Raw genomic sequence first — 19060 nt, forward strand, 5'->3', positions numbered from 1 at the left:
AAATGAACTTGAAATCAATTGTTAAAAATAGCATCACTTTTTTTCTTCTTTTCCTTCTTGTGAAGGTTCATGGGCAAAATAAAAAAGTCGATAGCTTAAAAAATGAATTGACACTTCATACCAAAAAAGATACCACAAGGGTGAATCTTTTAAATGACTTGGCCTTTGAAGAACGAAGGGCAAATCCAAATCAAGCTATTGCCTATTTAGACGAATCAGAAATGATTGCAGAAACTAAAAATTACAGTAAAGGCAGAGCAAAAATTTTATATGTAAGAGGAACTATAGATGCAATTAAAACAAATTACCGCGATGGCTTTTCAAATTATGAAAAGGCCATTAAACTATATGATTCATTGGGTTTTAACGAAGGAATTGCTGAATGTTATAAAGATATGGGCATCTTTATGTCTCATAACGATAACACAGGACGCGCACTAGAGTACTTCGAAAAATCAAAGAAAATTTATAATAAATACGGGAAAGAAGCTGAACTAGCGGAGCTCTACTTTAATATTGGATGGGCAAATGCTAAGGTTCAAAACTATGATGAAGCTCAAACTAACTACTTAAAAGCAATTGAAATTGTTGAGAAAACTGGCAATAAACAAAGACTGTCCGCTTGTTGGGGTGCCTTAGCAATAACCTATTCAAATCAGGGCAATTATCCGGCCGCTTTGGATTATTACAATAAATCCTTGTCTTTAGCAGAACGTATTGATAGTCGGTCTGATATAATTAGCTCAAAAAGTAATATTGCCACTATTTATTATTACCTAAAAAACTATGATAAAGCCATAGAGATATTTAATGAAACCCTAAAATATCAAAAGGATGACTATAATGTTTCTAGTGCATATACTTTAAATAATATTGGTTTAGCTTATAAGGAAAAAGGTGACAGCCAAAGCGCCTATGACTACTTTAACAAAGCCAATGCTTTATTTAAGGAGATAAATAATAGGACCGGAGTAGCATATTCCCTAAACAACATTGGGGATATATATTTAGAGACCAAAAAATATAAACAAGCTCTGATTCATTATGAAAATGGAAAAAAGATTTGTTTAGAGATTAAAAACTATAAAGGCTTATGCCATTCGAACCTTGGTTTGGCCAAGGTATATGAACAAAAACAGAATTTTAATGAAGCATTAATGTTCGCTCTCGAAAGCAAACGCATTTCAGTTAAGCATCAATTATTGAAATATGAAGTTGAAGTAGAAGAAATAATTTCTGATTTGTACAAAAATATTGGCAATTACAAAAAAGCCCTCGAAAGCCATCAACAATTCAAAAAATTGAACGACAGCCTTTTCAATAAGGAAAATATCGAAAAGATTGCCCAATTGGAGAGTGAGTATAAATACAAACAAGTATTGGATTCTGCCAGTATCAGGGAACTCAAATTGAACAAGACCATTTTGAGTACCTCGCAAGATCTGGCAAAGACCAAACAGAATTATCTATGGGCCATTATCGGTATCCTCTTAACCTCCATCTTATCGGGCTCCTTTGTCTTCTATCAAAAGTACAAGTCGGTCAAGATCATGAACCAGAATATCGTCACAGAACAAAAATTGTTGCGCTCACAAATGACGCCCCACTTTATTTTCAACTCGCTTTCGGTCTTGCAGGGAATGATCTTGAACAAGGAGGAGCAGAAATCCATCACCTACCTTTCCAAATTCTCAAAACTGTTGCGCATCGTTCTGGAGAACTCCCGGGACAAGGTCGTTCCCCTGATACAGGAACTGGATGCCATTGACAATTACATGATTCTTCAAAATTTGGATGCCGACCCACCCTATGATTATAGCTTGATCGTGGACGAAAATATAGACATCAACTTGTTTTTGGTCCCACCCATGCTCATCCAGCCTTTCATAGAAAATGCCATCGAGCATGCGTTCACCCCAGATCAAGAACACCGTGAAATATTCGTACATCTTACTTTTGAGCACAAAGAATTATGCTGTACCATAATGGACAATGGTATTGGTATCGATGCCATTTCAAACAAAACGAATATCAAAAAGAAATCGCTGGCCACCACCATCACCAAAGAGCGCTTGGAAATGTTGGCCAAGGATTTTAAGACGCCAGGAGGCATCACAATAGCAGACAGAAAAGATGACAAGGAACGGGGAACACGGGTAACTTTGCTTGTTCCATACAAACCAAACGAGGAAACATGAAAGCACTTATTGTTGAAGACAAAGCCTATATTCGAAAAGGTTTAATCAATCTTTTGGAATCTGATAACACGGAAGTAGAAATCATAGGGGAATGTGCCTCTGTGAAAGAGGCCGTCGTGGTCAGTAATGCGTGTAAACCTGAACTGGTGTTTTTGGATATCAACCTTACCGATGGTACGGGGTTCGACTTTCTAGATCAAACGGAGCATCATAGTTTTAAGACCATATTCATTACGGCCTATGAAGAATTCGCTCTAAGGGCATTAAAAGCGGGTGCAGTGGATTATCTACTCAAGCCCGTTGATTTTGAGGAATTGCAAGCCGCTCTTAAAAAGATAAAGTCCTTGCCTATTTCCGAACAAAAAAAGCAATTGCGCACCGCCAAAAAAGTCTGGTATCAAGATGACGCCACCTTGGTGCTTTCGCTAAGCGATAGTTTTCAGGTCATCAACCTCACAGAACTGTTATATTGTGAGTCCGATAAAGGCTATACCACATTCTACTTGGCCGATAACAAAAAATACGTGGCCTCCAAACCGTTGAAGGAATACGAAGAAAAATTGGAAACGGCCAACTTCACCAGGCCCCATCAATCCTTTATGGTGAACTTAAAGTTCATTGATAAGTACGATAAGTCCGGAATCATCTATCTAAAAAACGGAAAAAAGATTCCCGTTTCCTCCCGAAAAAAGGACGCCTTTATTACTACATTCCTACGTTTCAATAGTCATTAATAAGACTTGTTTTTAGCTATTTTTTGACTCTTTTCCTTCTCTTCAAAAAACGGAAATAGGTTGGTATCCAACACATTTACTTTGGGGTAGCACACAAAAACATTGGTAGTTTTTTTGGAATTCCCCTTGCCCCATCTTTACCCTACAAATACCATTTCTTGATGGGTTGAAGAAGGTGAAAAAACCTCCACGTGTCAGGATACAAACAAATCAAACAACAATGGAAAACATCAAATCAAAATTGGGCCAAGGAGGCCTTGTTCTCGCGGCAATGGGTATTATATCCGCCGTATTGTCCATTTTCAACTACAACATTAGGCTCTTGGCCTGGATAGACATTTGGGGCAGCACCATGGGCTGGATCTTAAGAATTGTCCTTGTAATAGCGGGCGGTGCATTGTTCTTTTTATTTGGAAGAGAAGAAGCAGAAGAATAACATAAAATTATTTAAGATGAAACATGTAAAACAGATTTTAGCCCTATTGGTTTTTGGAATATCCCTTGGTTCCTGCGGCGGCGGCGCGGCTAAACAACCTGCTACGGCCCAAGGCTTTGCCGAGATCGAACAAGAACTGAAAAACGAATTTGGCGACAAAGCCTATTATACGGAATTGACCATTATCTATAATGAATCCATTGGCAATAGTGTGTCGACAACAGTTACAGATGACCCGGAATCCATGAAAATGGGACAATGGACGTACTCCATGGAAAGATGGAACCAAACCTCGGAAATAACCCTCGAAGTGCCTGAAGGTACCAAGGCGGCCGATTTCATGTTCCAATTGGGTGAAAAAATCGGTCTTAAGAAGTTGGGCGCACTCGTTGAAAAATCCAAGGAGCAGCTAAAGGCCGATAAAGCTATCGACAACCCTCGTTTTGAAATGGCCTTCATAAAATATCCAAAAAACGGAGATATTGAGGCTGCGGAATACATCGTAAAACTTCAGCCCGAAAACGGAGGCACTTCGTTCACCTTTAACTATCAATTAGACGGTTCATTCATTGAGATGGACTACTAAAAATTCATTCATTTCCTCGAATTCAAAAACCTATCAAAGCAAAACTATTATGCGACATTTTTTTAAATCAAACATCTTTATCCTTTTGACCATTGTACTTCATATTTCCTGTAGCAGTGACGATGGCACCGTGGTGGTAAACCTTCAAGATTTAACGGTATCCTTGGATGAAAATCCTGCAAATGGTGATGCTGTGGGAACGGTACAATCCGACGCGCCCACTGCCAATTTCAGCATTACCTCTCAAACTCCAGCAGGAGCTTTGGGCATAGATGCCACCACAGGTGAACTGACGGTATCGAATACCTCAATATTCGATTTTGAAACGAATCCCGTGATAACGGCTAGTGTTACAGCCGATAATGCGGCCAATCCGGCCATAATCACCATCGACCTGAACGATTTGTTCGAATCCTCAGCACCTGGCAATACCAATACGGAATTTGTGATCGGTTCTGATGCCTACGTTACGCCAAAAGCCTATCTATTGGTAGACGATGCCTCTCTCGATGGCGAATACGACCGCGAATTCACTTTTGTGTTTACGGATGGGGATATCATTGAGGATGCCGCCAATGAAATCGCTTTTGAAACGACAACGACAGTTTTTACAAAAGTAACTTGTAACCTGGTTTTTACTAGTCCTACCTTGGCTGCGACACCATTTTTTGTTTGGGACCCACAGACCAATCCCAATGGGTTCGTTTCCATCGTCATGAGTGGTAACAATTATTCAAGATACGGGGTAAGTAGTTTTACAAATACACTTTCCGTGGGCAGCCAAACCTTTGGACAACCAGCGGATGGTACCTTGCTCAATCACACTGCCTTGCCCCAAGGTAGCGGCCCTACCAATTTGCTCACGATCAACGCACGAACGTTCGACCTAAATGCCATGACAGGCACCATTGATTGTAGTTACTCCTATGTAGATGATAATGGTGAAACGGTCACAGGGGTTTTCGTCGGCAATTATGAAATCCTAACCGCATTTTAATTTCTATGAAAAACTATTTTACTGATAAACCTAAAACCATGATAAAACAAATTCAAAACCTAAAGATATATCTAGCCTTGGTATTGCTTATCGCAGTGGGCTGTAACAAGGACGATGACCAACCTAGCTCCGTAAATCTCCAGAATTTGGAGGTATCCATGGATGAAAACCCAAGTAATGGGGAAACCGTAGGTACCATTCAAACAACCGAGGGTGCTGCCATAAATTTTAGCATAAGTTCCCAATCACCTTCCGGAGCATTAAGCATAGATAGCGCTTCTGGAGAACTTACAGTTGCAAATGCATCATTATTCGATTTTGAAACGAATCCTACAATCACAGCGATAGTCACCGCTGACAATGCAGAAAATTCAGTAACCGTGACCATTACACTTAACAATACCAACGAAGTTACCGCACAGAATTTGGCAGTGACCATTGATGAAAACCCTACAATCGGACAAGTCCTTGGTAGTATACAAACTATGGGCAATGCCTCCGTTTTTACAATAACAGCGCAATCACCGGCCGGTGCCATGGACATTGATTCGGCCACGGGGGAACTGACCGTAGCGGATGCTGCCGCTTTTAATTTTGAAACGAATCCGACGCTTACCGCCACAGTTACTATCGAGGATGCCCAGAACCCTGTTACCGTAACCGTTACACTTACCGATGTCCTTGAAATAACGGCCCAGGACTTTACGGTTGCCGTGGATGAAAATCCAACGGATGGTCAGGTTTTGGGCACGGTACAGACAAATGGCAACGGTACATTGGATTTTTCAATTACCTCGCAAACACCAACGGGGGCGATGGCCATTAACGCCACTACGGGAGAATTGACCGTCATTGACCCAAACCTATTCGATTTTGAAACCAATCCAGTGATTACCGCAGAAATTTCAGTAACGGATGGGGTAGAGACAACTTCCTCAACCGCTACCGTCAATGTAAACGATGTGGATGAGGTATCGGCACAAAATACGGATATGAACATTGACGAGAACCCATCCAACGGCGATGTCATTGGAACCTTACAGGCCAGCGGATCCAATTTGACCTATACCATTACGTTCCAGAATCCAGCAGGAGCATTTGCGATCAACCAAAGTACGGGGGAACTTTCCGTTGCGGACGAAACCCTTTTCGATTTTGAGACCAATCCCAATATGCTGGCGACCATCTCGGTAAGTAATGGTATCCAAATGGTATCTGCCAATGCCATGGTGAGCCTAAACGATGTAAACGAAGTTGGTGAATATAAATATGGGGGCGTTATCTTTTGGATAGACCCGGCTAGTAACAACAGTGAAGGATTGGTAGTTGCGGTAAGTAATCAATTTTATTCAGGAACGTGGGGTTGTACAGGTACTGTTACTGGTGCCACGGGAACGGCAATAGGCACTGGATCATCAAATACAGCGGCAATAGTTTCGTCAGGTTGTGGAACTTCGGGAAGTGTAATTGAACAGATTGCGAATTTAGATTTAAACGGATATGATGATTGGTTTTTGCCTAGTGAAGATGAGTTGACCGAAATATATACAAATATAAGTATCGTAAACACCACAACTACCGCAAATGGAGGACAATTAACATATCAATTTCATTGGAGTTCTACAGAGATTAACACCACCGCCGCAAGACTGGTCAATCTTACTACCGGTGTAGTAGGTGGTAGTGGTAAAGATGGAAACATATACTTTGCGAAACCAGTAAGAGCCTGGACAGATTTTTAAAACCCTACTATTCTTCAAAACTAAAATAAAAACCACGCTTCGGTCAAACGTAGCGTGGTTCCATATCCCTTAAAACAAACCAAAATGGAATCATTACTTAAAATTCAAGACCAATACAATTCACTGGATAGCCTTAGGACTTTCATTAAGACACAAACAAACTACGATTGCTCTATCGAATACGATATTTGGGAAGGCACTATCGACGCCAATGGGCAAATGGCCCAATGCCTGGTCATCAAAAAAAGCAGCATGCACGCCGTAAAGGCCCTTTTTGTAAATGACAACACTTTAAAAGTCAGTCATTTTATACCCAATAAGGTATTGAACGCCTATTTCGGTAAAAGCGTAAAAGCCTATAGGAGTGTTTTAGAAATTGCAGGGGAAGCCATTAAAAACGCCGTATTAAAAGGTTCGCAACAAAAGGCCTTCGACGAATTAGAAAAGTTGGTAGCCAAAGCAGCCTAGCCAACCAATTTGGCCAATGCCAAAATCACTTACATAAAACGAACCAAGCATAGCAGAGATAACAATGAGCAAAAGCAATACATATTATCCACCCATACATCCCAAAAGAACATCCACAAGACAAGACGAAAAATGGGACGAAGCGGTAGGTCTTTTCAATAACAAACAATTTGAAAAGGTAATACCTACCCTATTGGATTATATCGACCCCAACCTTAAAAACAAGAAGAAGGGAGAAACCTATGACATCCCGCATGGCTCCGTGGTAATCTCCATTACCCAAACGGCGGATGAACTATGGGTCAAATGTCCTCTTTTGAACATTGCCAATGCCAAAAAAGTTCCCTTGATGCGAAGGTTGGCGGAACTTCGAATGTCGCCACTTAATTTGACCAATCTGGTCTTGGAGGGCGATTTGGTATTCTTCGCCTTTTCCTGCCCCATTACCCTTTGCGAACCTAACAAAGTCTATGGGGTGCTCCGCGAAGTCTGTTATTATGCAGATAGTTTTGATGATGAGTTTATCGAAAAGTTTGATGCAGAACACCTTCAGGAACCAAAAATCCGTTCGTTTTCCGAGGCCATCAAACAGGAAGCCTATGCCAATTGTCAAAAAATAATAGCGGATGGCCTAGAACGTTTTGAACGTTACCTGGAAAAGCGCCATGGCAACAATGCCTGGTACGCCTTGACAATCACCTTGAAAAATCTGGAGTTTTATATAGAACCCCAAGGATATTTGCGAACCCAACTTGAAAAGGCTTTGGATGCCCTCTATGACGGCAGAATCCCTTTTCATGACCGATTGATGAACGGAAAATCCGACTTGGAAAAATTGAAACAACTTCCAGAGGAAAAATTCCTGTCGGATCTCTACCAAATCGAAACCTTCATTCCTTATAAATACAGCGGTAAGAAGGAGAATATCCGAGAAAATTGGCAGGAAAGTTATGAGGAAGTTCAGGAAATGATTTCCAATTCCAGGTTTGAGGATGCGGTGAACCTATTGCAATCCTGTTTTTATAGCCTTTTCTATTACAACTTGGTCAACGAGGAAATCAGCAAACCCATCACAGATGCGCTTTCACAGGCCAGCGGGTTGGAGTATCACCAAGCGGCGCCCATACTCTTAAAGGGCATGCAGGCCATTATGGAAGATTCCTTCGCAGGGATGGATTTTGGGATGGACCTTTCCAAATTAATGGGCGAACAAATGCAACAATCCATGGCGATGATGCAACAGCTCATGGCCAATTACAAAACGAATTAAATACCAGGAAGGATGAACAACATAGAAAGTTCCGTATATAAAATAAACACCGCAAACGGCACGGGCACCGGTTTTTACAGTAGGGAAAACGATATCATCATCACCAATTACCACGTGGTGGCCGGTTGTCATACCGTTAGTGTGAAGGGAAAAGATAAAAATAGATACCTGACTCAGGTTTTGTACGTAAATCCCGGTAAGGACATCGCTTTTCTAAGGGCAGATAGCCTTCCAAAACCCGTAGACACTGTGCTTCTTGACCATAGTACCGTTTCACAGACCCGTGACAAGGTCATCGTACTTGGCTACCCTTACGGCATGCCGTTTACGGTAACGGAGGGCATTGTTTCCAATCCCCGTCAAAGTATTGGTGGTAGTTATTTTATACAGACCGATGCGGCCATCAATCCCGGTAACAGCGGTGGCCCCGTGATCAATGAAAAAGGGGAACTGATGGGTATAGTCACCTCAAAATTCTCCGATGCGGATAACATGGGCTTTGCCATCCCTTTGGAAACTTTAAAGGAAGAATTACGGGTAGTGAACGACTTAACCAATGTCTTTACCCTTGGCTGTTCCAACTGTGGGGGTCTTATTGAAGAAAAGAGCGATTATTGCCCCAATTGCGGCACCAACATCGATGAAAAACTGTTTGAGGAAATCGAACTTTCCGATTTTAGCCTTAAAGTTGAGGCAGCCATTTCCAAATTGGACATCAATCCCGTGTTGGCAAGGTCGGGCCGGGAACGTTGGTATTTTCATCAGGGCAGTGCGGAGATTCGCATGTTCGTTTATGACAACAATTACCTCTTCGCCACCTCTCCCTTGAACGATTTGCCTCGAAAAAATCTAGCGGAGGTGTACGAGTATATCCTAACGGCGGATACGGAACCCCATCGACTTTCTATTTCGGACAATCAGATTTATCTCTCGTACCGCATTCATATCAGCGATTTATACTCCGACCATACGAACGAAATACTGGAGAACTTGGCCCATTTGGCCATCAAAGCCGATGCGCTGGACAATACTTTCGTAACCAAATTTGGTGCGGAAATGACCCATTACAGCAAATAGCATCTAAGGATGCCAAATTCAATCAAACCCCAAAACTTTAAAAAATGAAGAAAACAACACTTATCAAAAGCGTCTGTATGGCAGGAATGGCTATTGCGCTTAGCTGCTCCAGCGATGAATCCCCAGAAAGGGAAATTCCTATAAGGGCGACGCCCGAGGCTTTTGCCCAACTTAAAAGTGCTTCGCTTGAGCACAAAGTCCAAAACTTTCAATTGGATGCTGCACAAACAGGATTTTTTAGCACGGAAAATGGTGTCTTTTTTACTATCAACGGTAATTGCCTGTCCAAAAATGGAAATCCGGTTACGGGCATGGTCGATGTTCAGGTGATTGAGCTTTTTGATCGGGGCCACATGCTGACTACAGATAAACCCACCATGGGCACCCTTCCCAATGGTGACAAAGCCTTGTTAATATCAGGTGGAGAATTTTTCTTGAACATCACCCAGGACGGGGAACCTGTTGACGAGGATTGTGATATTGTCGCCACCATTCCGGCAGATTTGACAGGAGGAGTTGATACGGAAATGACTCTTTGGTCAGGCAAGGGTCGCGACAATGATTGTGATGGTTTGGATAATGATTGCGATGGTTTTGTTTGGATAGAAAACTTAGATGCCAATGGTGATCCTGTTGAAGCCGCCATACAGAACGGCGACCAAGGGGAACGCTTCTTTGTGGCCCCCTTTGGCGATTTCGGCTGGACCAACGTAGACCGATTTTTTAGCGACCCAAGGCCAAAAACCACAATTTTGGTGGAGGTTCCCGAAGGTTTTAACAATGAAAACAGTAGGGTGTACCTGTCCTATGTAGGGGAACCCAATGCCCTAGCCTATTTGGATACGTATGATGCCGCAACCGGACGCTTTAGTGAACACTATGGTCAAATCCCTATCGGATTGGAATGCCATGTGATTTTTACAAGTGAAGAAAATGGGCAATGGCTTTATGGTATAAAATCGGTCACTATAGTGGATGGGCAGACCATCACCATTTCGGATACGGAATTGAACACGGCCACTGAAAGTGAATTGGAAGTTTTGATAAATACCTTGCCTTAGCAATAAAAACGATATAATTAGAGTTCAAGAGATTCATGCATTTAATAGCGAAAATCTTAAAACATAACACAACCTTCAGAAAGGGTTGTGTTGTGCTACTTCTTGTTGCGCTATTGGGGTCTTGCAAGTCTTTATTTATTGACAAACAAGAACTTGCAGCTTATAAGGTGTTGAAGGAAATAGACTATCATTATCAACAAATGGTGAACAAACCTGTTACGAAATCCCTTCAAGATGCTTTGACCAATGTGGAACTCTCAAAGTTGGAAAATCTAAGCGATTCCATTCCCTTTTTGGAGAATCTTGTGAAAACGGAATGTGCCGGTTGCACCAATAACTTCGGAAGATTTAAACCCATGTATAGGTTTAAAAAAGGAAAGTTCATCCACTTCGGATTACAGAGCGAAATGGGGGTTGAGAATTGGGTCTTCAAGAAAAGTGGTGCTTTCGTGACCCGATTCCATTCATTTCAAGGCAATTCCAAAGAAGATATTCAGGAGGCCTTAAAAGACATTCAAAACATCGATTATGTTTTGGAAGGAGTCTATCCCATCAATATAGACAAACAAACTGTTTATTTGGAACATATTCAGTTTGAAAATCCACAAGCTTACAATAATGAATGGTATCAACCCATGTTCCCCACAAAAATTGGCTATGCGATAGACCTTATGGAAAAACAACCTGAATTACGATTTAAAATCGATGGCGGATTGTTTTCCTATCAAAGGCCCGATAAAAATGGGCAGAATCAAATCATCAACTTTGTGGAACCCCTGTTTTATGCCAATGCGGTGGCCCTAAATGAACCCATGAGCCATTCCTCTTTCACCAATGCCTTCTACGCCAACGCCACATTTTTCCTGTTGAATTTGGAAGAGAATGCCCAAGTATCCATCCGGATAGAATCGAAAACACAAGGGACAGCATTCCAATTTTCATTACTGGAAAATCAAGGGTTTCACACAATAGAAGAATACCTTCAAAAAGAATCTCAATTGTTCGACCAATACCAAAATACAATGGAAAAAGGCAGCTATTTGATACGGGTGTTCCATGAGAATGCGGATTATGCGGAAAAGCCTTTGTACATCGTTTATATAGACAAAAAGGCTCTGGATTAGCTTAAGCCGATGAATCCATTTTAATTATTTAAAAGACCAAACCTGTGTTCATAGTATTGCTCATATTACTGCTCATCATCGCGATTCTGCTAGTATTGCTTTGCTTTCGGTTGTTCAAATGGACCCTAAAAAGTAAAAGGCGGGTTCAGGTAGCACTGGTGGTTTTGGCTTTTGGCGGAATGGTATTGGGTATTAACCATTTCTTTTTTAAAAACATGCGTTTTATTCAGTCCGAAGTATATTCAAACCTGTATTTGGTCAAATATCCGGATAAGGACTATATCAAAGTCCAAAGTGCCATTAAGGAAAAAATAAAAGAACACTTTAAAACCGAGCATAAAACAGGAAAGCCATTGGCCTATAAAAACGAGAATGGCATCTATTTTTATGAATTGGGCGGTTTTACCTTCGGGTTTATTGGTGAAGCGGGTACCGGTTATTTTTTGGATCATGAAGAGGACTTGGGCGGTTTTGTAACCGAGGAATTGGGTATGTATACCGACTATTGTTTGGCCGAATTTTATTATGACCCTTGTGCACAAGATCCGACCTTGGTCTGTGGTGAAATCGGTTGGTACAGGGATGGGGAATATTTCAAGGCGGATAGCCTTAAAAATTTGGTTTCGATTCAAGTTCAACCTAAAACCTTTGAACAACAATGAAATTAAAAATCGCTTTACCAATTCTGTTATTGTTGTCTTGCGGCCAAGGAAACAAAGAGATCAAACCCTTAGAACAGCACAAAGGTCAACGGCAAACAGACAGCCCGACCACTAAAGAAGACCATTGGGAAACCCAGACCCTATCAAACGAAAAGGGGGTGAAGGAAATTAGCATTCAAAATCTATATAAGGCTATGGAGGATAAGGATGAGGAGGAATTTCTGCGGCAATTTCCTGAAGACTTCCAGCAGTTTCAAAGTTATTTTGGGTGGAACATGCAAGATGACGCACCCCACGAATTGTACGAACACAGCGTGCACTACATTGAATATTTGTTTTATCTGTTGCGCACCAATAAATACCCCAGCTACGAAAAGAAAATTATAGCTATTTGTAAGAATGGCCTATGGGAAGCCGATGGGATCAATTACTTCCAACACCATGTTCTTGAATACATTATACAAAACGAAAAATATTATTTGATAAACGAGTTGGATGATGAAACGTCCAAATCGGTGCTGTTTTTTCTCTTTGATGGGCCGCATCCAAAATTTGATGCCGAGTTTGCCTCCCATCTGAGTCCGTCCAAAAAAGGAATCCTTGAAGAACTGTTTGAAACAGGATTTTATGACCACAATGAAAACCCGGATCCATTTCCAGATGAAGAAAACAATGTCACTTACACCTTGTCGGATTATGTAGAAAACGAGCACTTTTTTATACGGGACATAGACATAAACAATGACGGCACTCCAGATAAAATCATAAGCGCGGAAAAATATCAAGGAGATGAACTTTTTCTTTTCTTAAAAAAAGGAAACGAATACCAATTCACTTTAAAGACCACCAATTTTTCAGAAGATGGTGGTAATCAAATTGTAGATGTGATAGCTGACGAAGGCGGTTTTGTGGTCAAAACGGCATTCATGGATGGCGGACTTCTAGAGGCCGATTACCACATTGCATTTAAAAACAATGCTTGGGTACTTACCCATACCGTTTACAGCACCCAAAGCAGCAATCAAGAAGATGCCTTTATCTATGTCTGTAATGTGGTACAGGAATTGAATCTAGAAGATGCCGACTTTTTTGAAAGCCTAGAAGGAATGCCAGACGAAACCCAGAGGGAGAGGCTTTGCACGAAAGAAAAAATGAATTAAAATCAGCACATGCGAATCGTAAAACATCTTTTGACCTACATGTTCTGGACGATGTTATCCCTGATTATGGGTATTGTGTATATGCGGCTTTTATTGGGCGATATCGCCGAGGATGAAAGTATAGGAGGTTTTGGCTACCTATTAAAAGTTTTCTATCTACACGGCCTGGTCTTCATTGGTTTGCCATTTGGGGCCATAATCGCCCTATTCTTTATAGTCATAGATTTTTTTGTTCTTAGTAAAAAACTCAAACAAGGGGGCAATAGAACCCTTATGCGCATTGCTTTGCTGTTGGCTATAACAGTTTTCGTAGCCATAGTCCATTATATTTTAGAAGTTGTGATTGATGTTATTTAAAAGATAAAAATGAAAAATCTAACCTTTTTACTGATACTACTGCTCGTCTCCTGCCAGCAAGATGCTAAGGATAAAAAAACACCCGAAATAGAGGTGGAGCAGCTAGAAGCAATTGGAAATCAAATTGATACGCTTGAAACGTATCAAACTCCAATACAGGTAAACAGTCCATTACGACCAAACGAACTTTTATTCTTAAATACAATCTATACAGATACTTTGGAATTTATCGATTACAACGACGACTATGATTATCGATATCTTATTGGGAATAAAAATGACAAAGAAGTTTCCTTGGCCTATAATTGGGATTGGTTCGATAACGAAGAGTATAATTTTTTACAGGGCGATGAAATTGTAGTGCAATGGCAACTGGACAGTATCGCGATGCCGGGTGACGAAGAGGCCATGGATATTGTAGAAATGGCCTTGGATGCCAAAAAAATAGCGTCGAGCAACCAACCCATTCAATTTTTAAAAAGAAAGAATGCTTATAACGAAGCGGTAAAAGACACTATCAGTACCCTAGTCATCAACCATAGTTATTTACACAATATCACCCCACCCGAAAAAGCGGCCTTGGCCTTCGTGGCCTATGACATCGGTAACGAATGTGAACAGGGCTATGATTCCGGAGGTAACGAACGTGTGCTCTGGTGCCGAATTGTTTCGGCCTTAGATTTGGACCATCAGTGTTCCCAAAAACAGCGCAGCTTTTTACAAAAATGGTTTGCCAAGGATATAATTGCCCTCAAAAAACTGGAAAGCTGCCCCACAATTCCAAACACGGCAACCGTGCAGACCACTTTTGATGAGATTCTCATTCAAACCGATGCATCTAAAAAAATGATTACGGTAAACTACAAGGTAACCGGAATGAATATGCGCGAATCCCAATCATGGCACTACTCCCAGACCGATGTGTTTGAATATGGTCCAGAGCACATCATGTTGGTAGATACCAAAAAATCGGACTTGACCGAAGAAGAAACAAACATGAACCCAGATGCTGCCGAAAATATCGACCCGCAACTCTTTGTGCTGGCACTTAAAGAACACATACTAGACTATTGGAAGAATAAGGACTATTTTGATTCCATCAAAATCACTTTTACGGATAACGTTCTCAACATCAAAGGCAACGAAGGTTTTACGTTAAGCAATTACGATTTTAATGAAATGGTCATCAACGGTACAGATAACCCAATGATACTATACCTAACGATTGCTAATGAAGGAGGCGGTGGCGGTGGTAATGTAGTGCTGGAAGAAACCTATAGTTTGACCGTTCTAGGTGCGGAGGAATTTGATATTAGGCACGTAGAAACCAAATAAAAAGACTAAAATGAAGATTCAATACTTATTTCTGGCTTTACTTATACATTCGTGCGGTGAGGTAGCCAAGGAAAATAAACCCCAGTCATCTGCCCAAGAAAACGAAGTTATTTTGGATAGTGTTGCGACAAGGGCGGCAGCCATCATTGACAATAACGTAACGCTCACTTTTGAAGAAATAATTTCACTCGCACAAGCTAAAACACTACCCCATACAGAAACTACCAATTTTGACAGTTTTACAGAAGATAATACTGATGGGATAGACGTTAAAGCTTTGAAATTGGACAAAGTTTATAAAGATTTTGATAAACATCAAGAGTATTATAAGCCCATTGCTATTTACAAACTTCCTTTACACACCAATTTTCACACCTTTGTCGTAACCGTTCAGCATGGAGAACATGAGATGGAAACGGTACTGATCAATTTTGATACCGATGGAAACATCATCGATCATCAACTTGTTGCTTACGATGAAATAGCGGAATCCATGGCAAGAACCGTCTCAAGGATCAGTGAAAACAAGTTAACGGTCAACCAAATTTTTTGGGCCAATGACAAAGAGGTACAGGAAATCGAATTTGAAATAACCTATGATGGTAGTATCAACCATGTGAATACAAAAAAATTGAACGATGCTTTTGAAAATTTTGCTCTGATCGATGGTGTTTTGACCGACTTAAAATTGGATTGGGTACAAACCAACACCCATCTAATTTCCTCCGCACCACACCCCGATAATCCAAAAGAAACCATCCTGGTCATTCCAGAAATAGTAGATGAAGGTGAGATGTATTTTGACCTCAACGCCCACATCGTCATTGCGGACAACCGTTCAGGAAAAATTAAAAACAACTACTTTGAGAGCAACGAAACCAACAATTGGGAATCTGATGCCATTGAATTGGATGGGCTTCAAATAGACCCGACAGCCTACCAAATTACCGAAGACAAATCGGCCTTTGGGGTCACCGTTTCCCATATTGGGCATTCGAGGGTCAACCCCTACTCGGATAAAACCCTGTCCCTTTTTGTAAAATCGGGAGATAGCCTGTTAAAAGTACTGTCTGATTACACCATGAAAGATTACGGCGGCGAATGGGACGGCGATTGTGACGGTGAATTTACCGAGACGAAAAAGAGCCTTAGTATCGGCCAGGAAAAAACCAACGGCTATTTTGATATTCGGGTCGATACTGAAAATTCATATACCCATAGTTATAAAGATAAAAACGGGGACTGCCTATCGGATATGAAACTTGATCCCCAAAAAACGATTTTAAAATTCAATGGCTGGCGCTATTCTGAATATGAACTGGATGCCAACATGTATTCTGAATTTCAACCGGAAGAGGTGGAAAAAATTCAGATTGACAATGTTCATATAACCGAAATGTATCAAATGGGTCTTTTTAAAATAATGATCGGTCTTTATGTTCCCAAAAATGGAGAATTAGTATCGCCCGACACCGAAGATGATAACGGTTATAGACTATTCATCCTGAATGAGGATAACGAAATACGCTACAAATCTCAAGGTTTCGGAGATTTATACCATTTTGAGCCTCTTTTCTACAAAAGCGATACCTCGGATAAAACCATCATTATTTGTCAAAAGGGTTTTGAATACCCATTTGGCGGCGAAGTTTTCATCTATCAGGATGAAAAGATAGAACATATAGGAACTCTTGATGTTGAGGGATACGACCCTGAGCAAATCGGTACTAATTATTTGACTGAAATCATAGAAATTAAAGAAGGTAAAGCGGGAATTGAATTTTCCTTTAAAACGGACAGATTAATACTCAATCCAGGTGGAGAGCATGAGGAGGTAATTGCGAACCATAATGTACGATATGTGTATAAAAACAATGAGCTATCGCTACTATGGAACAAATAAGGAAATTTAAAAACTGGTTTTTTGTTGGCATTGCCCTTTGGGCTTTAGGAAGCAATGCCCAAAAGAATTCATCGTATCCCAAATTACCCAAATCTGGAATGGAAATACAGGATTTGATTCCCGAAGGCTGGCAGGTGTTATCCGAAGCTAAGGGAGACCTCAACGGCGATGGGCACGAAGACATAGCCTTTGCCATACAAAGCCCCGTAAAAGAGACAATTCAATATACCGATGATTTTGAAAGTGATACCATAGTTACAAGTCCCAGAATATTGGGCATCTACTTTGGCAAACGCAATGGAAAGTTCAAAAAAGTATTGCAATCAAACACCTTTATCATCAATAGAAATACCCCCACCATGGATGAGCCATTTAAAGGGCTTGAAATCTTACCGGACGGCGAATTTCAGATACTGTTCTATATATGGCAGTGCAGGGAATGTACCTCTTGGTCCACACACGTCTATAGTTTCAGATACCGGAAAAAAGCCTTTGAATTGGTGGCCTATTATGAAAATAAGGCCCAACGCGTATCAGCTGAGGATATAGCTTATGATATCGATTTTGAAAACAAAACAATGCATATCAGTACTAGCACAGTCAATGATGAAACAGATGAACAGGTACTGGAGACACAACCAACCATTAAATTTGAACTTAAAAAATTAAAGACCTTAAAATCATTGGTAAAACCCTTTGAATGGGAATTTCTTCGATTGCGCATTTAAGACCATTTCCCAATTAAAATCAGCCCAAAACAGTTGTTTTGATGATAGAATACGGGGAATTTAACTCTTTGGCGGTGCCAATAAATCCAAACTATTTCGGCATTTTATCCATTTCCATGTGCAGCATGCTCCAACGGTGCCCGTCCCTATCGATAAACCCCATGGCGTACATCCAACCATCTACTTCGGCGGGTTCGGCGAATATCCTTCCCCCTGCCTCTTTTACGCGTATCCTCATTTCATCTACCTCCGTTCTGGATTGTGCATCTATATTGATCAACACCTCAGAACCCTTAGTTGTATCTGAAATAACCGTCTGGGCGAAATGCTGAAAGGCATTTTCTGGAAAAAGCATTAAAACAAAGTCGTTTTCACCAATCAAAAAACTTCCTATATGATCGGCATGGGCATGCATGGGATTCTCCCTAAACCCAATTTGTTTAAAAAAAGTCTTGGAAACTTCAATATCCTTAACCGGTAAATTTAGCCATATTGATTTCATATTATTTAAAGTTAGGTGGTCATATCAAATATAAACAACATAAGGAAATGCAGGGGGCCATGGAGAAACAAGAATAGTTCCGACAAACATGATTACCCAAATTCTTAGAATTGACCATCAATATTCGCAAACAATTGGTCAAATAAATTGTGGAAGGCGCAAAAAATTTACCTATAAACTTCATTAATCACTTTTCTATCGATTTTTACATTTTTTTAACAAGCACATTTTGTAAGCAGTATTTTCTTGATATAATTTCGCCTCCCAAATGAAACAAAGTTTTTTTAAATATTCCTTGCCTTTTATGCTCACCTTGTTGTGCGGGCTTTGCTTTGTTCATTCCAATTTAAAGTTAGAGGATTCCATAAAACTGGATTCTAAGGAAACCTTTTCCCAATTCAAAGATGTAGACCAGCAAGCCCAGGTTGCCATCAACACATTATCCAGTGACAAAAAACTTGCGATCGAGGTTGCAGAAACCGAAGAGCAAGAGGAAGAGGTAAGACATTCAGATTCATCCAAAGAAAACAACAAACAGTTAGCGAACATCACCTATTCCTTTTTGCTACTGTCCCATATCCTGTGGTCCTTTCTCTACAGATCAAAAAAATCCAATGCCTTATCGAGTGCATTGGAAGCAACACTTCCATTTAGAAGATACATCAGGTATCAGGTATTTAGGCTATAGAATTTTTACCGTCAATAATTATAGGTATTGAC

At 40.6% G+C, this 19060-nt stretch carries 19 protein-coding genes; 18 read left to right on the forward strand and 1 reads right to left on the reverse strand.

From position 1 onward, the window contains the following. Positions 1 to 2 precede the first annotated feature (2 nt). The 17 genes from DZC72_RS02865 to DZC72_RS02945 all read left to right on the forward strand — a co-directional run bounded on the left by DZC72_RS02865 (position 3) and on the right by DZC72_RS02945 (position 17838). Positions 3 to 2198, forward strand: a complete 2196-nt coding sequence (locus tag DZC72_RS02865; RefSeq protein ID WP_125221385.1) for a tetratricopeptide repeat-containing sensor histidine kinase — start codon at positions 3 to 5, stop codon at positions 2196 to 2198. Beyond that, entirely contained in the window at positions 2195 to 2932 is a 738-nt protein-coding gene (locus DZC72_RS02870; protein ID WP_125221386.1) for a LytR/AlgR family response regulator transcription factor, read from the forward strand. The genes DZC72_RS02865 and DZC72_RS02870 overlap by 4 nt, the downstream gene beginning before the upstream one ends. A 220-nt stretch (positions 2933 to 3152) precedes the next feature. Beyond that, positions 3153 to 3368: a hypothetical protein gene (locus DZC72_RS02875; protein ID WP_125221387.1), complete on the forward strand. Its 216-nt coding sequence runs from the start codon at positions 3153 to 3155 to the stop codon at positions 3366 to 3368. 16 nt (positions 3369 to 3384) lie between these two features. Continuing rightward, the gene (locus tag DZC72_RS02880) at positions 3385 to 3954 is read left to right on the forward strand and encodes a hypothetical protein (protein ID WP_125221388.1); all 570 of its coding nucleotides are present in this window, start codon (positions 3385 to 3387) and stop codon (positions 3952 to 3954) included. 49 nt (positions 3955 to 4003) lie between these two features. After that, a complete protein-coding gene (locus tag DZC72_RS02885; protein WP_125221389.1) occupies positions 4004 to 4951 on the forward strand; it encodes a cadherin repeat domain-containing protein in 948 nt (315 codons plus the stop codon). Positions 4952 to 4989: 38 nt separating this feature from the next. Continuing rightward, positions 4990 to 6693, forward strand: coding sequence for a hypothetical protein (locus DZC72_RS02890; RefSeq protein WP_165869253.1), 1704 nt, complete (start codon positions 4990 to 4992; stop codon positions 6691 to 6693). An 84-nt stretch (positions 6694 to 6777) separates the two neighbouring features. Then, entirely contained in the window at positions 6778 to 7161 is a 384-nt protein-coding gene (locus tag DZC72_RS02895; RefSeq protein ID WP_125221391.1) for a hypothetical protein, read from the forward strand. Positions 7162 to 7225: 64 nt separating this feature from the next. Continuing rightward, positions 7226 to 8431, forward strand: a complete 1206-nt coding sequence (locus tag DZC72_RS02900) for a type III secretion system chaperone family protein (protein WP_125221392.1) — start codon at positions 7226 to 7228, stop codon at positions 8429 to 8431. A 12-nt stretch (positions 8432 to 8443) separates the two neighbouring features. Continuing rightward, positions 8444 to 9508 (forward strand): trypsin-like peptidase domain-containing protein, encoded by a 1065-nt coding sequence (locus tag DZC72_RS02905; protein ID WP_125221393.1) that lies wholly within the window; start codon positions 8444 to 8446, stop codon positions 9506 to 9508. A gap of 44 nt (positions 9509 to 9552) precedes the next feature. After that, on the forward strand, positions 9553 to 10569 hold the full coding sequence (locus DZC72_RS02910; RefSeq protein ID WP_125221394.1) for a hypothetical protein: 1017 nt from the start codon (positions 9553 to 9555) through the stop codon (positions 10567 to 10569). A gap of 92 nt (positions 10570 to 10661) precedes the next feature. Further along, complete coding sequence (locus tag DZC72_RS02915; RefSeq protein WP_125221395.1) at positions 10662 to 11693, forward strand: hypothetical protein; 1032 nt, start codon at positions 10662 to 10664, stop codon at positions 11691 to 11693. A 44-nt stretch (positions 11694 to 11737) separates the two neighbouring features. Then, on the forward strand, positions 11738 to 12355 hold the full coding sequence (locus tag DZC72_RS02920; protein ID WP_125221396.1) for a hypothetical protein: 618 nt from the start codon (positions 11738 to 11740) through the stop codon (positions 12353 to 12355). After that, on the forward strand, positions 12352 to 13515 hold the full coding sequence (locus DZC72_RS02925) for a hypothetical protein (protein WP_125221397.1): 1164 nt from the start codon (positions 12352 to 12354) through the stop codon (positions 13513 to 13515). Before DZC72_RS02920 ends, DZC72_RS02925 begins: the two co-directional genes overlap by 4 nt. 9 nt (positions 13516 to 13524) lie before the next feature. Continuing rightward, positions 13525 to 13872 carry a hypothetical protein gene (locus tag DZC72_RS02930; RefSeq protein ID WP_125221398.1) on the forward strand — a complete coding sequence of 116 codons (348 nt, stop codon included), beginning with the start codon at positions 13525 to 13527 and terminating at the stop codon, positions 13870 to 13872. A 9-nt stretch (positions 13873 to 13881) separates the two neighbouring features. Beyond that, the gene (locus tag DZC72_RS02935; protein WP_125221399.1) at positions 13882 to 15207 is read left to right on the forward strand and encodes a hypothetical protein; all 1326 of its coding nucleotides are present in this window, start codon (positions 13882 to 13884) and stop codon (positions 15205 to 15207) included. 10 nt (positions 15208 to 15217) lie between these two features. Beyond that, positions 15218 to 17110: a PA3715 family protein gene (locus DZC72_RS02940; RefSeq protein WP_125221400.1), complete on the forward strand. Its 1893-nt coding sequence runs from the start codon at positions 15218 to 15220 to the stop codon at positions 17108 to 17110. Continuing rightward, positions 17098 to 17838: a hypothetical protein gene (locus DZC72_RS02945; protein WP_125221401.1), complete on the forward strand. Its 741-nt coding sequence runs from the start codon at positions 17098 to 17100 to the stop codon at positions 17836 to 17838. The genes DZC72_RS02940 and DZC72_RS02945 overlap by 13 nt, the downstream gene beginning before the upstream one ends. A 91-nt stretch (positions 17839 to 17929) precedes the next feature. Here the strand turns inward: DZC72_RS02945 and DZC72_RS02950 are convergent, their stop codons facing one another. Beyond that, positions 17930 to 18340 (reverse strand): VOC family protein, encoded by a 411-nt coding sequence (locus DZC72_RS02950; protein WP_125221402.1) that lies wholly within the window; start codon positions 18338 to 18340, stop codon positions 17930 to 17932. A gap of 268 nt (positions 18341 to 18608) precedes the next feature. Between DZC72_RS02950 and DZC72_RS02955 the strand changes: the two genes are divergently transcribed. Beyond that, positions 18609 to 19028 (forward strand): hypothetical protein, encoded by a 420-nt coding sequence (locus DZC72_RS02955; RefSeq protein ID WP_125221403.1) that lies wholly within the window; start codon positions 18609 to 18611, stop codon positions 19026 to 19028. The last annotated feature ends 32 nt before the right edge of the window (positions 19029 to 19060 follow it).

Source organism: Maribacter algicola, from assembly GCF_003933245.1.
GTDB lineage: Bacteria > Bacteroidota > Bacteroidia > Flavobacteriales > Flavobacteriaceae > Maribacter > Maribacter algicola.